The organism is Polynucleobacter sp. UK-FUSCHL-C3, assembly GCF_040409815.1.
In the GTDB taxonomy this organism is placed as follows: Bacteria; Pseudomonadota; Gammaproteobacteria; order Burkholderiales; family Burkholderiaceae; genus Polynucleobacter.
Window position 1 is genome coordinate 1,826,855 of record NZ_CP099959.1, and the last position, 17,284, is coordinate 1,844,138.

The 17,284-nt window shown below is 44.5% G+C and carries 15 protein-coding genes; 5 read left to right on the plus strand and 10 right to left on the minus strand.

The features are described from left to right. Nucleotides 1-18: 18 nt before the first annotated feature. Nucleotides 19-453: a PhaM family polyhydroxyalkanoate granule multifunctional regulatory protein gene (locus tag NKE59_RS09285; protein WP_353438715.1), complete on the plus strand. Its 435-nt coding sequence runs from the start codon at nucleotides 19-21 to the stop codon at nucleotides 451-453. On the opposite strand, the gene NKE59_RS09290 is transcribed toward NKE59_RS09285, so the two are convergent. Then, nucleotides 356-1,453 carry an MBL fold metallo-hydrolase gene (locus tag NKE59_RS09290; protein ID WP_353438716.1) on the minus strand — a complete coding sequence of 366 codons (1,098 nt, stop codon included), beginning with the start codon at nucleotides 1,451-1,453 and terminating at the stop codon, nucleotides 356-358. The genes NKE59_RS09285 and NKE59_RS09290 overlap by 98 nt on opposite strands. 35 nt (nucleotides 1,454-1,488) lie before the next feature. Between NKE59_RS09290 and aceK the strand changes: the two genes are divergently transcribed. Then, entirely contained in the window at nucleotides 1,489-3,282 is a 1,794-nt protein-coding gene (gene aceK, locus NKE59_RS09295) for a bifunctional isocitrate dehydrogenase kinase/phosphatase (protein ID WP_353438717.1), read from the plus strand. Nucleotides 3,283-3,321: 39 nt separating this feature from the next. On the opposite strand, the gene NKE59_RS09300 is transcribed toward aceK, so the two are convergent. After that, nucleotides 3,322-4,305, minus strand: coding sequence for an MDR family oxidoreductase (locus NKE59_RS09300; RefSeq protein ID WP_353438719.1), 984 nt, complete (start codon nucleotides 4,303-4,305; stop codon nucleotides 3,322-3,324). Nucleotides 4,306-4,399: 94 nt separating this feature from the next. Between NKE59_RS09300 and NKE59_RS09305 the strand changes: the two genes are divergently transcribed. Genes NKE59_RS09305 through NKE59_RS09315 form a run of 3 tightly spaced genes read left to right on the plus strand, consistent with a single transcriptional unit; the run spans nucleotide 4,400 to nucleotide 5,838 of the window. After that, nucleotides 4,400-4,681 (plus strand): hypothetical protein, encoded by a 282-nt coding sequence (locus NKE59_RS09305; RefSeq protein WP_353438721.1) that lies wholly within the window; start codon nucleotides 4,400-4,402, stop codon nucleotides 4,679-4,681. 12 nt (nucleotides 4,682-4,693) lie between these two features. After that, nucleotides 4,694-5,200: a flavin reductase family protein gene (locus NKE59_RS09310; RefSeq protein WP_353438722.1), complete on the plus strand. Its 507-nt coding sequence runs from the start codon at nucleotides 4,694-4,696 to the stop codon at nucleotides 5,198-5,200. Continuing rightward, nucleotides 5,197-5,838: a glutathione S-transferase family protein gene (locus NKE59_RS09315; protein WP_353438723.1), complete on the plus strand. Its 642-nt coding sequence runs from the start codon at nucleotides 5,197-5,199 to the stop codon at nucleotides 5,836-5,838. Before NKE59_RS09310 ends, NKE59_RS09315 begins: the two co-directional genes overlap by 4 nt. A 3-nt stretch (nucleotides 5,839-5,841) precedes the next feature. Here the strand turns inward: NKE59_RS09315 and NKE59_RS09320 are convergent, their stop codons facing one another. The 8 genes from NKE59_RS09320 to NKE59_RS09355 form a co-directional block, all read right to left on the minus strand. Then, nucleotides 5,842-8,898: an efflux RND transporter permease subunit gene (locus tag NKE59_RS09320; protein WP_353438725.1), complete on the minus strand. Its 3,057-nt coding sequence runs from the start codon at nucleotides 8,896-8,898 to the stop codon at nucleotides 5,842-5,844. After that, the gene (locus tag NKE59_RS09325) at nucleotides 8,895-10,037 is read right to left on the minus strand and encodes an efflux RND transporter periplasmic adaptor subunit (protein ID WP_353439954.1); all 1,143 of its coding nucleotides are present in this window, start codon (nucleotides 10,035-10,037) and stop codon (nucleotides 8,895-8,897) included. Before NKE59_RS09325 ends, NKE59_RS09320 begins: the two co-directional genes overlap by 4 nt. Before the next feature lie 152 nt (nucleotides 10,038-10,189). Further along, complete coding sequence (locus NKE59_RS09330) at nucleotides 10,190-11,767, minus strand: efflux transporter outer membrane subunit (RefSeq protein ID WP_353438726.1); 1,578 nt, start codon at nucleotides 11,765-11,767, stop codon at nucleotides 10,190-10,192. A 39-nt stretch (nucleotides 11,768-11,806) separates the two neighbouring features. Continuing rightward, nucleotides 11,807-13,639, minus strand: a complete 1,833-nt coding sequence (glmS, locus tag NKE59_RS09335; protein WP_353438727.1) for a glutamine--fructose-6-phosphate transaminase (isomerizing) — start codon at nucleotides 13,637-13,639, stop codon at nucleotides 11,807-11,809. A 3-nt stretch (nucleotides 13,640-13,642) separates the two neighbouring features. Continuing rightward, nucleotides 13,643-15,064, minus strand: coding sequence for a bifunctional UDP-N-acetylglucosamine diphosphorylase/glucosamine-1-phosphate N-acetyltransferase GlmU (glmU, locus tag NKE59_RS09340; protein WP_353438728.1), 1,422 nt, complete (start codon nucleotides 15,062-15,064; stop codon nucleotides 13,643-13,645). A gap of 55 nt (nucleotides 15,065-15,119) precedes the next feature. Continuing rightward, the gene (gene ttcA, locus NKE59_RS09345) at nucleotides 15,120-16,031 is read right to left on the minus strand and encodes a tRNA 2-thiocytidine(32) synthetase TtcA (RefSeq protein ID WP_353438729.1); all 912 of its coding nucleotides are present in this window, start codon (nucleotides 16,029-16,031) and stop codon (nucleotides 15,120-15,122) included. Between the two features lie 21 nt (nucleotides 16,032-16,052). Continuing rightward, the gene (locus NKE59_RS09350) at nucleotides 16,053-16,454 is read right to left on the minus strand and encodes a dihydroneopterin aldolase (RefSeq protein ID WP_353438731.1); all 402 of its coding nucleotides are present in this window, start codon (nucleotides 16,452-16,454) and stop codon (nucleotides 16,053-16,055) included. A 7-nt stretch (nucleotides 16,455-16,461) separates the two neighbouring features. Next, nucleotides 16,462-17,268, minus strand: a complete 807-nt coding sequence (locus NKE59_RS09355) for an SDR family oxidoreductase (protein WP_353438733.1) — start codon at nucleotides 17,266-17,268, stop codon at nucleotides 16,462-16,464. Nucleotides 17,269-17,284: the final 16 nt, after the last annotated feature.

Below are 17,284 nucleotides of genomic sequence, written 5' to 3' on the forward strand. Positions count from 1 at the left end.
AGCCTGTTAGGAGAATTTATGTTTAGCGCTATCCCGGATTTCAATCAAAGCCTAGAGATGTTCAAAACCATGTGGGATCAAAATAATACGGCGAATGCAGGCTCCCCTTTTATGCCCGGCATGAGCTCGGGCATGTCTAGCTTTAATGGTGGTATGCCTACTTTTGATATTGAAGAACTGGATAAGCGCATTAAAGACCTCAAAAGTGTGGAGTCTTGGCTTTCCCTCAACCTGAATATCCTGAAATCCACCATACAAACCTTGGAGGTTCAAAGAGCGACCCTCTTAGCAATCAAATCCTTTGGGGATGCCATGACAAACCCGCCAAGCTCTAGCTCTGAGGCTAAGACAAGCTCTACAAAGGCGAAGCCGCGCAAAAGCGCCAAATCCCGTCCTCGCAAAGCGAGCGCCGCAGCTTCTTCTGATGCCACAGATAATTCAGGTGGGCAATAGCTTCTCCCATCGCAAAACTAAGTTGGTGATTATCAAGCTTTCGTCGAAATAGAACAGGAATAATCTCAAAGGCATGTTTAGGGGTTTGGCAAGCCTCAAGGGTTTCGGATAAACGGGCGCGATGATGCTCATGCAACTGCTCAATCCGAGTATGTAAGCCCTTAAAGGGCTTTCCATGTGATGGCAGCACGAGGGTATCTACCGGTAAAGATAGCCATTGCTCTAATGAGCGTAGATATAAACCCAAGGGGTCAGCATCAGGATCGGCATCATACACACTCACATTCGTTGAGATCCGAGGCAACACCATATCCCCAGAAATAAAAATATTGAGTTTTGTGCAATAAAAAGTAGCGTGCTCAGGAGCATGACCATAGCCCATGGATACCTTCCATCGATGATCTCCAATTTGGACCTCATCGCCCTCCATGATACGGCGATAACGACGCGGTACCTGTGGCACTAGCCGACTGTAATAATCAGAACGGCTTCGAATGCGCTCTAGGTCTTCGGTACCTACTAAACCATGACGAGCGTAATGATCTGCTGCACCACCACTGCCGCTACTGGCGCCGACAGCAACTCCGCCCTCCTTACTACTTAACCACTGTGCCATGAGAAAGTCACTCATGGAAACCCATAGCGGGGCCTTCCATCGCTCACATAAAAAATGTGCAAGGCCAATGTGGTCTGGATGCATATGAGTAACCAAGACACGCAAAATCGGCAATCCGTATAGATGTTTTGCAAAAATAGACTCCCAATGAGTTTTAGTCTCGTCATTGGTAATCCCACAATCAATCACCGTCCAGCCCTCTTGATCGGCAATTCGGTCTTTTAACAACCATAAGTTGATGTGATCAAGAGCAAAGGGTAAAGGCATCCGGATCCAATAGATCCCTGGGGCAATCTCCATGGTGTGGCCTGCTTCCACTAAGGTCTCCCCATATGGATAAATCAGCGGACTTGCAGGCTGAGAGGGTGGGTTAGTTTGGGTCATTTGAGTCCAGTTTAAATGCTAGATACACTCTTATTATGAACAATCCCTTTCCAAAACTATTATCCTCGCAGGTAGCCTTTGATATGGCACAGACCTTGTTAATGGGTTTTCAGCGGCATTACAGTATTTTTAGGGAAGCTGGTAAGTCCGCAAAGGAATCCTTTGAGAAACAAGATTGGCACAACATCCGTCAACTATTACGCGACCGAATCACCTTTTATGATCAGCGAGTCATTGAGACGGCCGAAGCGCTTGAAGAGGAGTTTGATGCCCATGCAATTTCAGATGAGATCTGGCAACAAGTTAAGCTTCATTACATTGGACTACTGTCTAACTTACATCAACCAGAGCTTGCTGAGACCTTTTTTAATTCGGTAACCACCCGTATCTTAGCGAGCAGGTATTTTAATAATAAGTTTATCTTCATACGCCCTACCATCTCCACTGAATATCTTGAGAATGATGAAGCGCCAAGTAAACCATCGTATCGAGCCTACTATCCTGGTGATATTAGTGGGCTTAGAGCAGTCACGCGCAACTTACTGACGAGTTTTGAGTTACAAAATCCCTTTGAGAATCTAGAGCGTGATCTCACTCTCACGACTGAGTTAATTGAAAACTCATTAGCTGATACCAATAGCTCGACCGATTTTCAAATTCATGCTCTCAGTACTTTATTTTTTAGAAATAAAACAGCTTATATTATGGGTCGCATTATTAATGGGGAGAAAATATTCCCTCTTGTTATAGCTTTGATGCATAACCCGAAAGGCCAACTTGTTATTGATGGGGTCTTACTTACTGAAGTACATTTGCGTCTGATATTTAGTTTTACACACAGCTACTTTTTAGTTGATATGGAGGTGCCATCAGCTTATGTCACATTTATGCGTAGCCTCTTACCTCACAAGCCACGTGCAGAAATTTACAATATGGTGGGCTTACAAAAACATGGTAAGAACTTGTTTTATAGAGACTTTCAACATCACTTGATGCACTCTACCGATAGGTTTCGGATCGCCCCTGGAATTCGGGGATTAGTTATGCTGGTATTTGACTTACCTAGCTATCCCTATGTATTTAAGCTAATTAAAGATTATTTCCCACCGCCCAAGGAAACGAGCCGTGAACAAATTATGGCGAAATATCAATTAGTGAAACAGCATGACCGTGTAGGGCGCATGGCCGACTCATTAGAGTTTTCTAATGTAGCATTCCCTTTAGAGCGCTTCACGCCTGAGCTACTTTCTGAAATACAAGAGCAGTGCTCCTCCTTATTAGAACTTAGTATCAATCCCACTGGAGAAAAAGAGCTCATCATCAAGCACCTTTATATTGAAAGACGGATGACCCCGCTCAATATCCGTCTGCAAGAGGGCTCTCCAAGCGAAGTAGAGGACGGGGTAATTCAGTACGGAGAAGCGATTAAGAACTTAATTGCTGCAAATATTTTCCCTGGGGACTTACTCTATAAAAATTTTGGTGTAACGCGCTATGGTCGTGTTGCTTTTTATGATTACGATGAAATTGAGTACCTAACTGATTGTGAGGTACGTCACGTCCCGGCACCACGCAATGAAGACGATGAAATGGCAAGTGAGCCTTGGTATCGCATTGGGCCTAAAGATATCTTCCCTGAAACTTATAAAACCTTTTTGCTAGGAAATGATCGTATTAAACAACTACTGCTGAAGCATCATGCTGATTTATTTGATCCAGCAATGTGGCAAAGCTATAAAGATCGCTTACTTTCTGGAGAGATTCCAGATTTTATTGAGTACGATCACTCTCTTCGTCTAAAAAATATCTTTCCCCAAAAATTTTCTTAAACTTTGTGATCAGTGGGCTCACTAGTGACATAGGTGTATTTAACGATTTACATCCACAATTACGCGGCCACGGATCTTACCGTCAATCAAATCACTGCTAGCCTGGATGGCTTCTTCTAAGGAGATCTCTTTAGCAATCTCCAGTAGTTGTTGCGGTTTGCAAAGTTTTGCTAAATAGTCCCAGGCCTCTATCCGCACTGCCTTTACTTGTGTGACGCTGTTAATGCCATACAGGGTGATACCGCGCAATATAAAAGGGGCAACGCTTGCCGGGAAATCCATCCCTTGAGCCAGACCACATGCTGCTACTGCGCCATTCGCTTTAGTTGCGGCACAAGCATTAGCCAAGGTATGGCTTCCCACTGAGTCGACCACGGCAGCCCAGCGCTCTTTTGCCAAGGGTTTGCCAGGCTGAGAAAGGCTGGCGCGCTCAATTACCTCACTGGCGCCCAAAGACTTTAAATAATTAGTCTCTTCTGGACGACCGCTACTCGCCACCACGGTATACCCCAACTCATGCAATAAGCTAATTGCAAAACTGCCTACTCCTCCGGCTGCACCGGTTACTAATATCTCACCATCGCCCACTCGCACACCATGCTTTTGGAGCGCCATAATGCACAACATAGCGGTATACCCAGCGGTCCCAATGGCCAATGATTGCTTTGCTGTCAATGCTTTAGGAAGGGGTATTAGCCATTCAGATTTAAGTCGCGCCTGCTGAGCTAATCCGCCCCAATGAGATTCGCCCACTCCCCAACCATTTAATAAAACTAGATCGCCCGGCTTAAACTCCGAGCTGCTGCTCTCAATCACTTCTCCTGTAAGATCAATTCCTGGAATCATAGGAAAGCTCCGCACAATCGGACTCTTACCGGTAATGGCTAAACCGTCTTTGTAATTTAGAGTGGAATAATGCACCTTGATGCGAACATCTCCTTCTGGCAAAGCGCTTTCATCTAAATTACTCAATTGAGCATGGTAACCTTGCTCATCTTTATTTATTAAAATGGCTCTAAACATTTTTTTCCTAAATCAGTAAATGAATGGGATAACTAAATCAAATTTTGCAAAAGCGTTTATCCTACTACTTCAAAGTTCATTATGAGGCTTTTACATGAAACGTATTGTATTCATCCTGCTAGCAGCACCTCTTTTTCTAAGCGCATGCGCCTCTTCTGAGCTGAAGATGTCTTTGGGCAATATGCGCCTGATTAATTCTAGCGCTGAGTCCCAACAAGTCATGGATTTTGCTAATAAAATTTGTAAGGATGATTTTTATATTGGAGCGAGTTTCATATCAAAAGCTGGCAAAGACTATCGCTTTAAGTGTGTGAAAGCCGAAGAAAATGAACTGCTTATCCCTATTCCTGGTCTAAAACCCTCAAACTCTAAATAAAAGTAGAAGTCATTGCAAAATCAATTTTCTGCCCAGGAACTCAGACGAGCTTTTTCTTGCTTTGCCACCGGTGTCACGGTCATTACCGGCTTAAATGAAGATGCACAACCAGTTGGAATCACAATAAGCTCATTTAACACGGTATCGCTCAACCCCCCATTGGTACTTTGGAGCATTGGCAGTCAATCGGACTTATGCAATTGTTTCCGTATTGGGCAGAAGCAACTAATTCATGTCCTAGATATTAATCAGAAAGAGTTGGCTCTTGTCTTTGCAAAACAACTTAATAAAAATAGTATTCAAATGGAACACCGGATTGAGCCAAGCGGTTTAATGCGTCTTGCTAATTGTTTGGCTTATTTTGAATGCGAAACTGTTGCTGTTCATGAAGGCGGCGATCATCATATTATCGTGGCGCGTGTTTTGAGTATCGAGCAAGATTCAGATCGCCATCCACTTTTGTTTGCACAAAGTCAATTTAATCAACTTGCTCTTGATCCAGAAGGTAGTATCAAATGATGACACTTTGGGGTAGAAAATCGTCGATTAATGTCCAAAAAGTACTTTGGGTACTCGCGGAACTTGGCTTGGACGAGGGATCTGACTTTAAACAAATTGATGCGGGTCTACATTTTGGTATCAATAAGACCCCGGATTATTTAAAACTAAATCCCAATGGCCTGGTCCCAACCCTAGAAGATGGAGCTCTTGTTCTGTGGGAATCCAATACCATCATGCGCTATCTTGCTAAAAAGTATGACTCCAATAATGCCTTCCCAGATGATCTTGCAAGCCAAGCCTCTTCTGAGAAATGGATGGATTGGCAAATTAGTACTCTATGGCCATCATTGCGCGTTCCATTTCTTGGCCTTACTCGTGTCCCCGAGGAAGAACGTGATTACACTGCCATCAAAAATGCTTTCCAAGAATCTAATCGACTTTTGGGTATTTTTGATGGCGTCCTTGCCAATCAAGCTTTTTGCTCGGGCTCCAAATTTAATCTGGGCGATATTACTATTGCACTATGCGTTAAGCGCTGGATCATGCTGGCAGATCAGTACCCTGATAAAACAGGTCCACGGACAGAGCTGATACACATCAAACGCTGGTACGAAATGATTTGTACGAACACTCATTTTATAAAAGCGATTCAATAGCGATTAAGCTTGCTTAAATTTCTTTTGCTGATGATCGGCGCCGATATACAGATACATGGCTGGCACAACAAATAAAGTAAATAGAGTACCAATCGCAAGCCCAGTAAAAATCACTATCCCCATCGATTGACGTCCGGCTGCGCCAGCCCCTGATGCAATCACCAAGGGAACCACGCCCAGCACCATGGCAGCGGTGGTCATCAAAATAGGGCGCAAGCGTACGCTACTCGCCTCAATAATTGCCTCAAGCTTGCTACGTCCAGCCTCTTGTAATTCGTTTGCGAACTCAACTATCAAAATACCGTGCTTACTAATTAAGCCCATGAGAGTTACTAGGCCTACTTGGGTATATACGTTTAAGGTTGTAAAGCCCAAATTAATAAAGATCAGCGCACCAAATAAGGCAAGTGGTACAGAAACCAAAATAACCAAGGGGTCTCTGAAGCTCTCGAACTGCGCAGCTAGAACTAAAAACACAATTAACACGGCAAAGACCATAGTGATCAAAAAGCCGCCAGATTCTGCCTTGAACTGTCGCGAAGGTCCAGCGTAGTCAACCGAGTAGCCCGAAGGGGCTGCTTCTTTAATCGATTTTTCTAGGAAACTTAATACTTCCTCTTGCGACACAAATGGCGTACTAACACCGCTAATAGTCGCAGAGTTGAGTTGCTGAAACCGATTGATTGACTGTGGCACAACTCGGCTTTCGATACTTGCAATTGTTCTTGCTTGAACCATCGCTCCACTTGGTGTCTTAATGTAGTAATCTAATATTTGATCGGGATTTAATCGATCGGTTTGTTTAACCTGCGGGATCACCCGATACGAACGGCCTGCTACCGAAAAGTAATTCACAAACCCACCGCCCAATGCAGCGGATAGTGCATTACCGACATCTCTTTGAGACATCCCTAAGGCAGCTACTTTCTCGCGATCAATTTGCAAGACATCTTGTGGCTTATCAATCTTCAAATCAGAGTCCACAAAGAAGAACATGCCACTTTGCCTTGCCTTATCTAAGACCTGCTGTGATACCTCATTTAAATTGGTATAGGGCTCGGTGGTATTAATCACTACCTGGACCGGAAATCCCTGCGCACCCGGTAATGCTGGGAACTGAAACGCTGCCACCCGTGTTCCAGCAATACTGCTCCACTTATTTTGCAAGTCTTCTTGAAACTTGGTCGCGCTGCGGCTGCGCTCACCCCAGTCTTTCATGATCACGCCGCCGAAGCTAGATGTTGGGCTCGTAATCTGGAACATCTGCTTATACTCAGGTTCATTACTTGCAATCTGAAATATTTGATCAGCATAGCCTTGCATCTGGTTCACCGTTGAATTTGGTGGTCCAATCGCTGACATCAAAACAATCCCTTGGTCTTCCGTTGGAGCTAACTCTGAACGGGCGGTTGCATAGAGATAAACAACGCCCCCTAAAAGCAAAGCGCCCATCACAATAATGACCTGCCAGGTTGATAAAAGGTCACGAAGTGTTTCTTGATATGAGTGGCGCACTCGCTCGAATACCGCATCAATCTTTTTCACGAAAGGCGACATTTCTTCTTCCTGCGAGAAGATTTGTGAACACATCATGGGCGAAAGGGTCAACGCTACTACGCCAGATACTGCCACTGCTCCTGCCAAGGTAAAAGCAAATTCAGTGAAGAGTGCGCCAGTTAAGCCTCCCTGAAAACCGATGGGGATATAAACTGCAATCAACACAACCGTCATCGCTAAAATAGGATTACCTAATTCTCGGGCTGCAATTAGAGAAGCCTCGAGAGGTGATTTACCCTCCTTCATGTGGCGATCAACGTTCTCAACCACAATAATTGCATCATCTACCACTAATCCAATAGCTAGCACTAAGGCAAGCAAGGTGAGTAAATTAATTGAGTAGCCAAGTGCCTGCATCATAAAAAAAGTGCCAATCAAAGAGAGTGGCATTGCTAGCACTGGGACTGCTACCGCTCGATAGCTACCCAAAAATAAATAAATCACAAGGGTCACAATAACTAATGCCTCTAGAAGAGTTTTGACAACCTCTTCGATCGATGTATTAATAAAGTCAGTAGAGTCAAATACGATTTTGGCATTTAAACCAGAAGGAAGTTGCCTTTGAATATCAGGGAATGTGTTTCGAATGCGCTTTGCTACATCAAGCAAATTAGCATCAGGCGCTACCTTAATGCCAATAAACACAGATTGTTTGCCATTAAAAGCAACATTATTGTTGTAATCTTCTGAGCCTAGAGTTACGGTTGCAACTTGCTCAAGATAAACAATATCAGCACCATTTCGCTTAATGACCAATTTCCGAAATTCATCGAGCGAATGCAAGTCAGTGCTAGCGACCAAGTCAACCGATACCATTTGCCCCTTGGTGCTGCCTACAGGTGATAAATAATTATTAGCAGCAAGTGCTGCATATACCTCGTCTGGAGAAACCCCTAATCCCGCCATCCGATCGCGATCTAGCCATGCCCGTAAAGCAAATTTACGCCCCCCCAGGATCTCCGCATTTTGTACACCGCTAATAGAGTCGAGCTTTGGCTTGACGACCCGCAATAAATAATCGGTAATGCTATTGTTGGCAATCTCATCACTATAAAAGCCCATATACATAGCGGCTGTTGATTGGCCAATTTGCACCGTTAAGATCGGCTGCTGAGCTTGCGGTGGTAGTTGATTGCGAACTGAACTAATTTGCGTATTAATTTGTGTCAACGCTTTGTTTGCGTCATAGTTCAAGCGCAAGGTAGCAGAAATGGTTGATACCCCGCCAATACTGATTGATGACAAATAATCGATGCCCTGAGCTTGGGCAATGGCGCCTTCTAATGGCTGAGTAATAAAGCCAGCAATGGTTTCTGGGTCAGCACCAAAATAAGCTGTCGTAATCGTTACAACCGCATTTTGGGTTTGGGGGTACTGATTAACGGGTAAGGATCCAACAGCTTTTAAGCCCAACAATAAGATTAAGAGACTAACTACGATTGACAACACTGGCCGACGAATAAAAATATCCGTCCATTGATGACGCGTAAAGTCCTGACTCATTGCTCTTGTGGTTTAGGATTTGGCGAGTTAGCCGGCAAGACGCTATTATTTACAATGAGTGGGGTACCATTTTTTAGCTTTAATTGGCCGCTCGTGATCACAGTCATGCCTGATTCTAGGCCTTTCATAATTGCGACTTGATCACCACGCTTGAGCCCTGGTGTCACAAATACTTGCTGCGCCTCCATAATGGGATTGCCTTTTTTATCCTTACGATTAGTTTTAACAGCAATAAAAACTGTACTTCCGTATGGGTTGTAGGTCACAGCGGTTTGTGGCAAGGTTAGAAGCTCAAGCTTATCGCCTAAATTAATGTTTACATTAGCAAACATCCCAGGTAATAACTTTTTATCTGGATTGCTAATCTGCGCTTCAATCTGAATATTGCGTGTATTGAGATCAACTTTAGGGCTAACCGCAGTGATCTTGCCAGAAAATATAGAATCTTTAAATGCATCCGTTTGCAAGTCGATTGTTTGTCCAGCTTTAATAGTTCCTGCTGAGCTTTGCGGTAAAGTAAAGTCAACGTAGATTGGGTCAATAGTTTGCAGGGTCAGTAGTTTATCCCCTGGATTTACATATTGACCTGGATTAATCGTCACAATACCAACACGACCGCTAAATGGGGCCTTTAAATTCTTTTTGGCTACCAATGCAGTTTGCTGATCTACCTGAGCACGCTTGGCTTTCATATCTGCCGTGCTGGTGTCATAGACATTTTTACTAATTGCCTGAATAGCTAACTGAGCCTTATCACGCTCATTAATGACCTTGGCAAGATCAGCCATTGCCTTCATCGCCTCTAGTTGTGCAAGATCCGCTGCGTCATTCAGCTTAATAAGAAGATCGCCCTCCTTAACATCTAAGCCTGACTTGATTGGAACATTTAATACCAGGCCGCCAATTTCAGTGCTTAAATCAACACCCCGAAAAGCGCGGACGTTTCCAACACTAGTCATCTTGGGCTGCCATTCCTGCTTTTCAATAACCATCGTTGTGACGGTAGCTGGGGGTAACCCCAAACCAGACATAAAGTAATTGAACATCAAGGTTTTTAATTGATTAAATCCCACGACCAAGCCAAGGAGCACAAAGACTGAAACAAGCATCACAATCATGCGGCGCTTTAATGTTGGCATCTGCATCAGGGCAGCGTATGTCTTTGTATTTCTAAACCGCTCTCGTGGCCGAGTTGCGTTAGCTATCTTTTTAAGCTGTAGCAAAACAAAGTCGAGATTCTGTTTACTCAAGACTTTATTTTTTATCCAAGCGATGATGGTGTGTATTGCATTCATTGGCGCATCTCTTGCTGACTAGATCCTTGATTATGGAGGTCTTCTTTCTTCTGCGCCTGATAAGCAGGGCCAGTGCGATTCCACCAACCTCCACCGAGGGCCACAAATAAAGCTGCGGTGTTCGCAAATCGATTGGCTTGTGCATCAATCAAACGAAACTTGGTTTGCTGATATTGCCTTTGAGCGATTAACACAGCCAAATAACTTCCTGTACCTAATTTATATTGTTGCTCTAGTAAATTTAGATACTCTAAGGCATTCCGCTCAGCTTCGGATGCCGCTCTTAGGGCAAGGGCATCGCTTTCTAATGCTTGTAATGCATTGGCCACTTCCTGAAAGGCGCTCAGGACGGTTGCCTGATACTGAAAGACGGCAGCTTCGTTAGTGGCAATTGCCCCTCTACGCTGAGCAAGTAATGCGCCCCCTTGAAACAAAGGCTGAAAGACTCCACCGGCAACTGACCAAATTGCGGCATTGGGCCCAAATAGAGCGCCAGTCGTTAATGCCTGTGAACCTGTGGCGCCACTGAGGGTAATTTGTGGCAACAAATTAGCAGTTGCGACACCAACTAAGGCATTAGTAGATTTAATATAGGCTTCTGCAGCCCTTATATCAGGGCGTTGGCGGACCAAATCCGATGGTACGGATAGGGGAATTTTCTCGGGTAGATTTAATTTATTTAAATCAAATTTAGCCAGCACGCCGTTACCCGGAAACTCACCTACCAGTACCGATAACTGATTACGAGTAAAAGACAAGTTTTTATTCAGATTGAGCAAATCAATTTGTGAACTAGCTGCTAGAGAAAGTTGTGAAGTGAGATCAACCCGCGATGCAGTTCCGATCTCGAGTTGTTTTGCAATAATATCCGCCAGATTTTTCTGTGCTTCGTAGATCTCTAGATTGGATTCATACTGGGCGCGTAATGCAGCTTCACGAATCGCCGTAGTCACTATATTTGCTGTCAGATTTAAATAGGCTCCCTCGAGCTGAAATCCAGAAATCTCTGCCTGCGCTTCTGCACTTTGAACTGCACGACGTGCGCCACCAAATACATCAAGGTTATAGTTCACAGAAACCGAGGTGTTGTAAATGTTATAAATACTGGGACTTCCAGAGCCCTGTCCAAATGTGGACGGATTTATTTGCTGGCGTGTTGCACTTCCTCCTAAACCGATACTCGGAAATAGAAAAGATCCAAAAGCTGCATTTGCATTTTCTTGAGCTGCTCTCAGAGTTGCGTCTGCAGCACCTAAATTCGGATTACGTTTTAAAGCTTGCTTAATCAAATTATCAAGCTCGGGAGAGCGATACAAGGCCCACCATTCTGCTGGGATATCTGCTGCAGGTTCTATGCTCTGTTGTGTTCCGCCCACACCTGGTGCTGTTGCTAACTTATTGCTAACCGGCTTTTCTGTAAACGAACTAACCTTAGGTGCGTCTGGTTTCTTAAAATCGGGTCCGACTGCGCATGCACCAAGACCAAGAGAAACAATCAGTGCCAGCCCATTTTTACTGGGATATGACAGACAGAATTTCCAAGAAAAATGTGGGGTAACTAAACGACTTTTCACATCCAATATTTGACCACAAGGATGCTACTTAATGCGGATTTATTCGACCGTGACGCTTTTGGCTAAATTACGTGGTTTATCAACGTCAGTCTCCAAAGCACAGGCGGTGTGATAGGCCAAGAGTTGGAGTGGAATAACGTGCAAGATGGGAGATAAATCTCCATAGTGCTCAGGCAGGCGAATCACCCGTATGCCTTCCTCACTCTTAATGTGAGTGCCTTGGTCTGCAAAAACAAATAGCTGTCCTCCGCGAGCCTTGACTTCTTGCATATTTGACTTGAGCTTTTCGAGAAGCGTATCGTTGGGCGCTACGGTAACCACCGGCATTTTTTCAGTTACCAAGGCTAGTGGCCCGTGCTTAAGTTCGCCAGCAGGATAGGCCTCTGCATGTATATAGGAAATTTCTTTCAGCTTTAAGGCCCCCTCTAAAGCAATGGGAAAATGGATACCTCGTCCTAAAAATAATGCGTTCTCGCATTTTATGAACAATTGACTCCAAGAAATAATTTGTGGCTCTAGCGCTAATACTGCATGAATCGCCTGTGGTAAATGCCGCAGATCATGAAGCATTTTTTTCTCGGCATCGCTCGATACCAATCCTTTGCGCTTTGCAATCGAGCAGGCCAATAAGTACAAAGCAAGTAACTGGGTCGTGAAGGCTTTTGTAGATGCTACACCCACCTCTGTACCAGCATGCGTTAAAAAGTGCCATTGTGTCTCACGCACCATAGCACTAGAAGCAACATTACAAATCGATAAGGTCATGCCGTGACCAAGCTCCTTTGCATGTCGTAAGGCCGCTAATGTATCAGCGGTTTCTCCCGATTGGGAGACAACGACTACTAAAGTTTTTGACCTGGGAATTGACTGACGATAGCGATACTCGCTTGCAATCTCCACTTGGGTTGGAATGCGTGCAATTTCTTCAAGCCAATATTTAGCAACGCAGGCAGAGTAATAACTGGTACCACAGGCTAAAAGTAAAATCTGATCAAACGCTTGCCATTCTTTAGGATCAGCAGCAAACAGGGCTGGTCCAAACTCAGAAATATGAGCAATCGTGTCAGAAGCCGCGCGGGCCTGTTCAAAAATCTCCTTTTGCATGAAATGCTGATAGGGTCCCAATTCAACAGCCTCTCCCTGCACTGGCATTGGCTTGATTTCACGACTTACAATTTTTCCGCCACGATCCCAAACATTGAAATCGCCCTCACTGATTGCCACCAAGTCCCCTTCTTCAAGGTAAATCATGGTTTGTGCTTTTCCTGCTAATGCTAGGGCGTCGGAAGATACGTAATGACCATCATCGCCAATCGCTACAATCAGGGGGGATCCAGCACGAGCTCCAATTAAGCGCTTAGGTTCTGTTTGAGAAATGACTGCGATGGCATAAGCCCCCTTTAACTGCAAAATACTCGCTGCTACAGCCTCTCTTAAGTCAGGCTTAGCTAATTTGACATACTCGCGATGAACTAAGTGCGCAATTACCTCGGTATCAGTCTCAGAACTAAATTGATATCCAGCGGCAATCAGTTGTTCACGTAATGCCTCATAGTTCTCAATAATGCCGTTATGCACCAGCGCAATTAAGTCATTCGAGATATGGGGGTGTGCGTTTTGTGTGTCTGGCTTACCATGGGTGGCCCAACGGGTATGCGCAATCCCAATATGGCCATTAAACTCGGTGGCCTGCTTCGCTAAATCAGCGACTCGTGCAGTTGTTCTAGCTCTCTGCAGTGGATGATTTGTCTTGGTGGCATCTATCACTGCAAAACCGCAAGAGTCATAGCCACGATATTCCAGACGCCGCAAACCCTCGATCAAGGTATCGACCACATTACTCTTGGAGACTGCGCCCACAATTCCGCACATAGATTATTTCTTTACTTTGCTAGATTTGGGCTTGATCTTTATCGGTCTTTGCCAGTCTAACGAGACTTGCTTCGCGCGCGACACAGTTAACTTTCCAGCAGGAGCATCTTTGGTCAGGGTTGTTCCTGCGCCCAAGGTGGCCCCCTTACCAACTTTCACAGGTGCCACTAACTGAGTATCAGATCCAATAAAAACATCATCCTCAATAATCGTTTGATGCTTATTGACACCATCGTAGTTACAGGTAATAGTGCCGGCGCCGATATTGACACGAGCCCCCACAATAGAATCGCCCACATAAGCCAAATGGTTGGCTTTGCTCTGTGCCGAAATCTTCGTGTTTTTAACTTCTACAAAGTTACCAATATGAACTTCGTTCGCCAATATCGTACCCGGTCGAATGCGTGCATAGGGGCCCACTCGTGCTTCAGCACCAATTTGTGCACCATCGATATGTGTGAATGCTCCGACTTGCGTATTGGTAGCAATCTGGGTATCTTTTAGAACGCAATAAGGGCCAATACGAACTCCGGCTGCCAAGTGAACGCGTCCTTCAAACACACAACCCACGTCGATCCATACATCCTGACCACAACTAAGTTCGCCACGGATATCAATACGCTCAGGATCGAATAAGGTAACGCCTGATTCTAATAATGCAGCGGCTCGCTGTCTTTGTATTTGACGCTCTAGCGCAGCCAACTGATCACGACTATTGACTCCTAAGATCTCGTACTCATTTTTTGCTTGTGAGGTTCGGATGGGAACACCATCGCGGACTGCCATTGCAATCACATCCGTTAAGTAATACTCACCTTGGGCATTTTTAGTCTTTAAGCTCTTAAGCCACTTCGATAAAGACTCGCTTGGCAAAACCATGATACCTGTATTAATCTCATGAATTGCTTTAATGCTTGGGCTGGCATCTTTTTCTTCAACGATCGCACTTACTGCGCCATCCTGATCTCGCACAATGCGCCCGTACCCCTTTGGGTTTTCCATATTCTGGGTTAATAAACCGAGGGCCGACTGTTTTGCGCGAACTCCATCGGCTAAGCGAATGAGGCTTTGAAGAGTATCTTTTGTGGTCAATGGCACATCGCCATATAAGACAAGAGTTGGTAAATCTTTATTTAATTTGGTTAGGGTCTGTAAGAGCGCATGGCCTGTACCCTTTTGCTCTTTTTGTAAAACCGTTTTAATTGCCTTAAAACGTGGATTACGGTTCGCTAAATCGCTTAGGAATGCATTGACATACTGTGCGCCATGCCCAATAACTACTACTGGCTGTGCTGCCTTCGTTAAAGAAATAGCGGTTTCTAGTACATGCTCTAAAAGGGGTTTGCCCGCTAGAGGTTGCAATACCTTTGGCAAAGCAGATTTCATGCGCTTGCCTTGCCCAGCTGCCAATATCACTATATTCATAGCCATAAGTATAGGGCTTGAGATGGGTTAATGAGAAAGCGGTTGGTCTAAGAAATTAAAGCTTATCAGCAAATGAAATAGGGAATTGGGCTTGATTCAGCGGGACACACACATCTTCACCCTCATCAATTGCTAAATCTCCCTCAAGGTTTATTCCCAGGGCACTGAGGTTCTTATGGCTCTCTAGTCCTTGGAAATCAAATGCGTTGGGATCCATTAAATGCGAGGGCACAATCTGATGCATTGAGCGGAAAATATTCTCAACTCGGCCAGGAAATTGCTTCTCCCAGTCCCGCAAGAGCTTCTTCATGGCTGCCCTTTGAAGATTGGGCTGACTACCACATAGATCACACGGAATGATGGGGAAGCTCATGGAGGTAGCATAACGCTCAATCAGCTTTTCTGGAACATAGGCAAGCGGACGAATCACAATATGCCGCCCATCATCAGAGCGTAATTTTGGGGGCATACCCTTCAGCTTCCCTGCAAAGAACATATTTAACAAAAGGGTTTCTAAAATATCATCACGATGATGTCCTAAGGCTATCTTGGTAGCCCCGAGCTCATCTGCAACCCGATACAAAATACCGCGCCGTAAACGTGAACACAAGCCACAGGTTGTTTTTCCCTCAGGAATAACTCGTTTTACAATGCTGTACGTATCTTGCTCTTCAATATGAAACGGTACATTTAGTTGCTTTAAATAGTTGGGCAATATCTCCGCCGGAAAATTTGGCTGCTTCTGATCCAAATTAACTGCCACGATCTCAAAGGAGATGGGGGCACGCTCGCGTAGTTTTAATAAGATATCTAGTAAGGTATAACTGTCTTTGCCGCCTGATATACATACCATCACCTTATCACCGTCGGCAATCATCCTAAAGTCACCAATTGCCTCGCCCACCAAACGAGACAATTTTTTATCTAACTTATTCTCTTCAAAAGCTTGTTTACGAGGATCTGCCATAGTCAATAAATAAGATGAGAGTTATTGACTAACCTGTTTAATCTTGAACACCTCAACCCCAACCGCCTCGCAATCGGGATAAACATCTGGTTTTGCGGTACTAACCCTCGCAGCCATTACATTAGGGTGCTCTAAAACTGCCCCAACAATATCGTCGCATAGAGTTTCTTGGAGATGAATGTGTCCTCTCTGGACTCTTTGAGTAATTGTTTTACGAATAAAGTCATAATCCAGAACCTCATCCAATCGATCATGCATGGGGGTATTTTGCTCAAGAGGCACATAAAGATCAACATTAAAAATTACGCGTTGCTCTGCTTTCTTCTCAAAATCATGAACACCAATATTGATATAAACCTCATAGTCTTTTAAAAATAAGCGGCGGCAATTTATTAGACTGGGATGCGATAAAAGGGAGTGCATGGCGACCTTATTGAGTGTTAAACATCACATCACGCTCCGATGACAGCAAATGCTGACCGCCATCGACATAAATGGTTGTGCCTGTGATTGCTTTTGCATTAGCAATAAATAATGCTGCCTGTGCAATATCATCTGCACTGGATGAATACCCCATTGGGGTCATCCGATGTGCGCGTAAGAATTCTGCTTCTGTTTGTTGACCAGATGGCAGTGTTATGCCGGGGGCCAAACCGACCGAGCGCATGATTGGAGCAAAATCAAGCGCCATCATTTCAGTGGCTGTTAACAATGCGCTCTTTGACAATGTATAGGAGAAATAATCCGGATTTAAATTAATCAGCTTTTGATCCAGTAACTGAATCGTTACCGGAACGAGACCATCATTACGAGCGGGCTGCTTTTGGAGATGATGAAACATTTCTTGTGCCAGCAAAACTGGTGCGGCTAGATTGACTTGGATATTACCCATGAGGCTCGGCTGTGTCAGCATATGCATTGCCTGACTGGGTCGATCGTATTCAAAGACAGAGGCGCTATTAATTAAGCAATCGATTCTATTAAATTGATCGATACTTGCTTTAAACAAAACCTTGATCTCTTCGGCCTCTGCCAAGTTGGCCTGAATTGCAATTGCCTCAACTCCCAAGCTCTTAATTTTTGCAAGGGTCTCTAAAGCATCTTGCTTAGAGCTGCCGTAATGTAAAACCACATTCCATCCCGCCTTAGCGAAGTGCAAAGCAATTTCTTTACCCAAGCGTTTAGCCGCTCCGGTAAGCAAAACAGTACGATGCGAGGACGTCTTTGAACCTTCCACGTAAACTCTCTTAGAC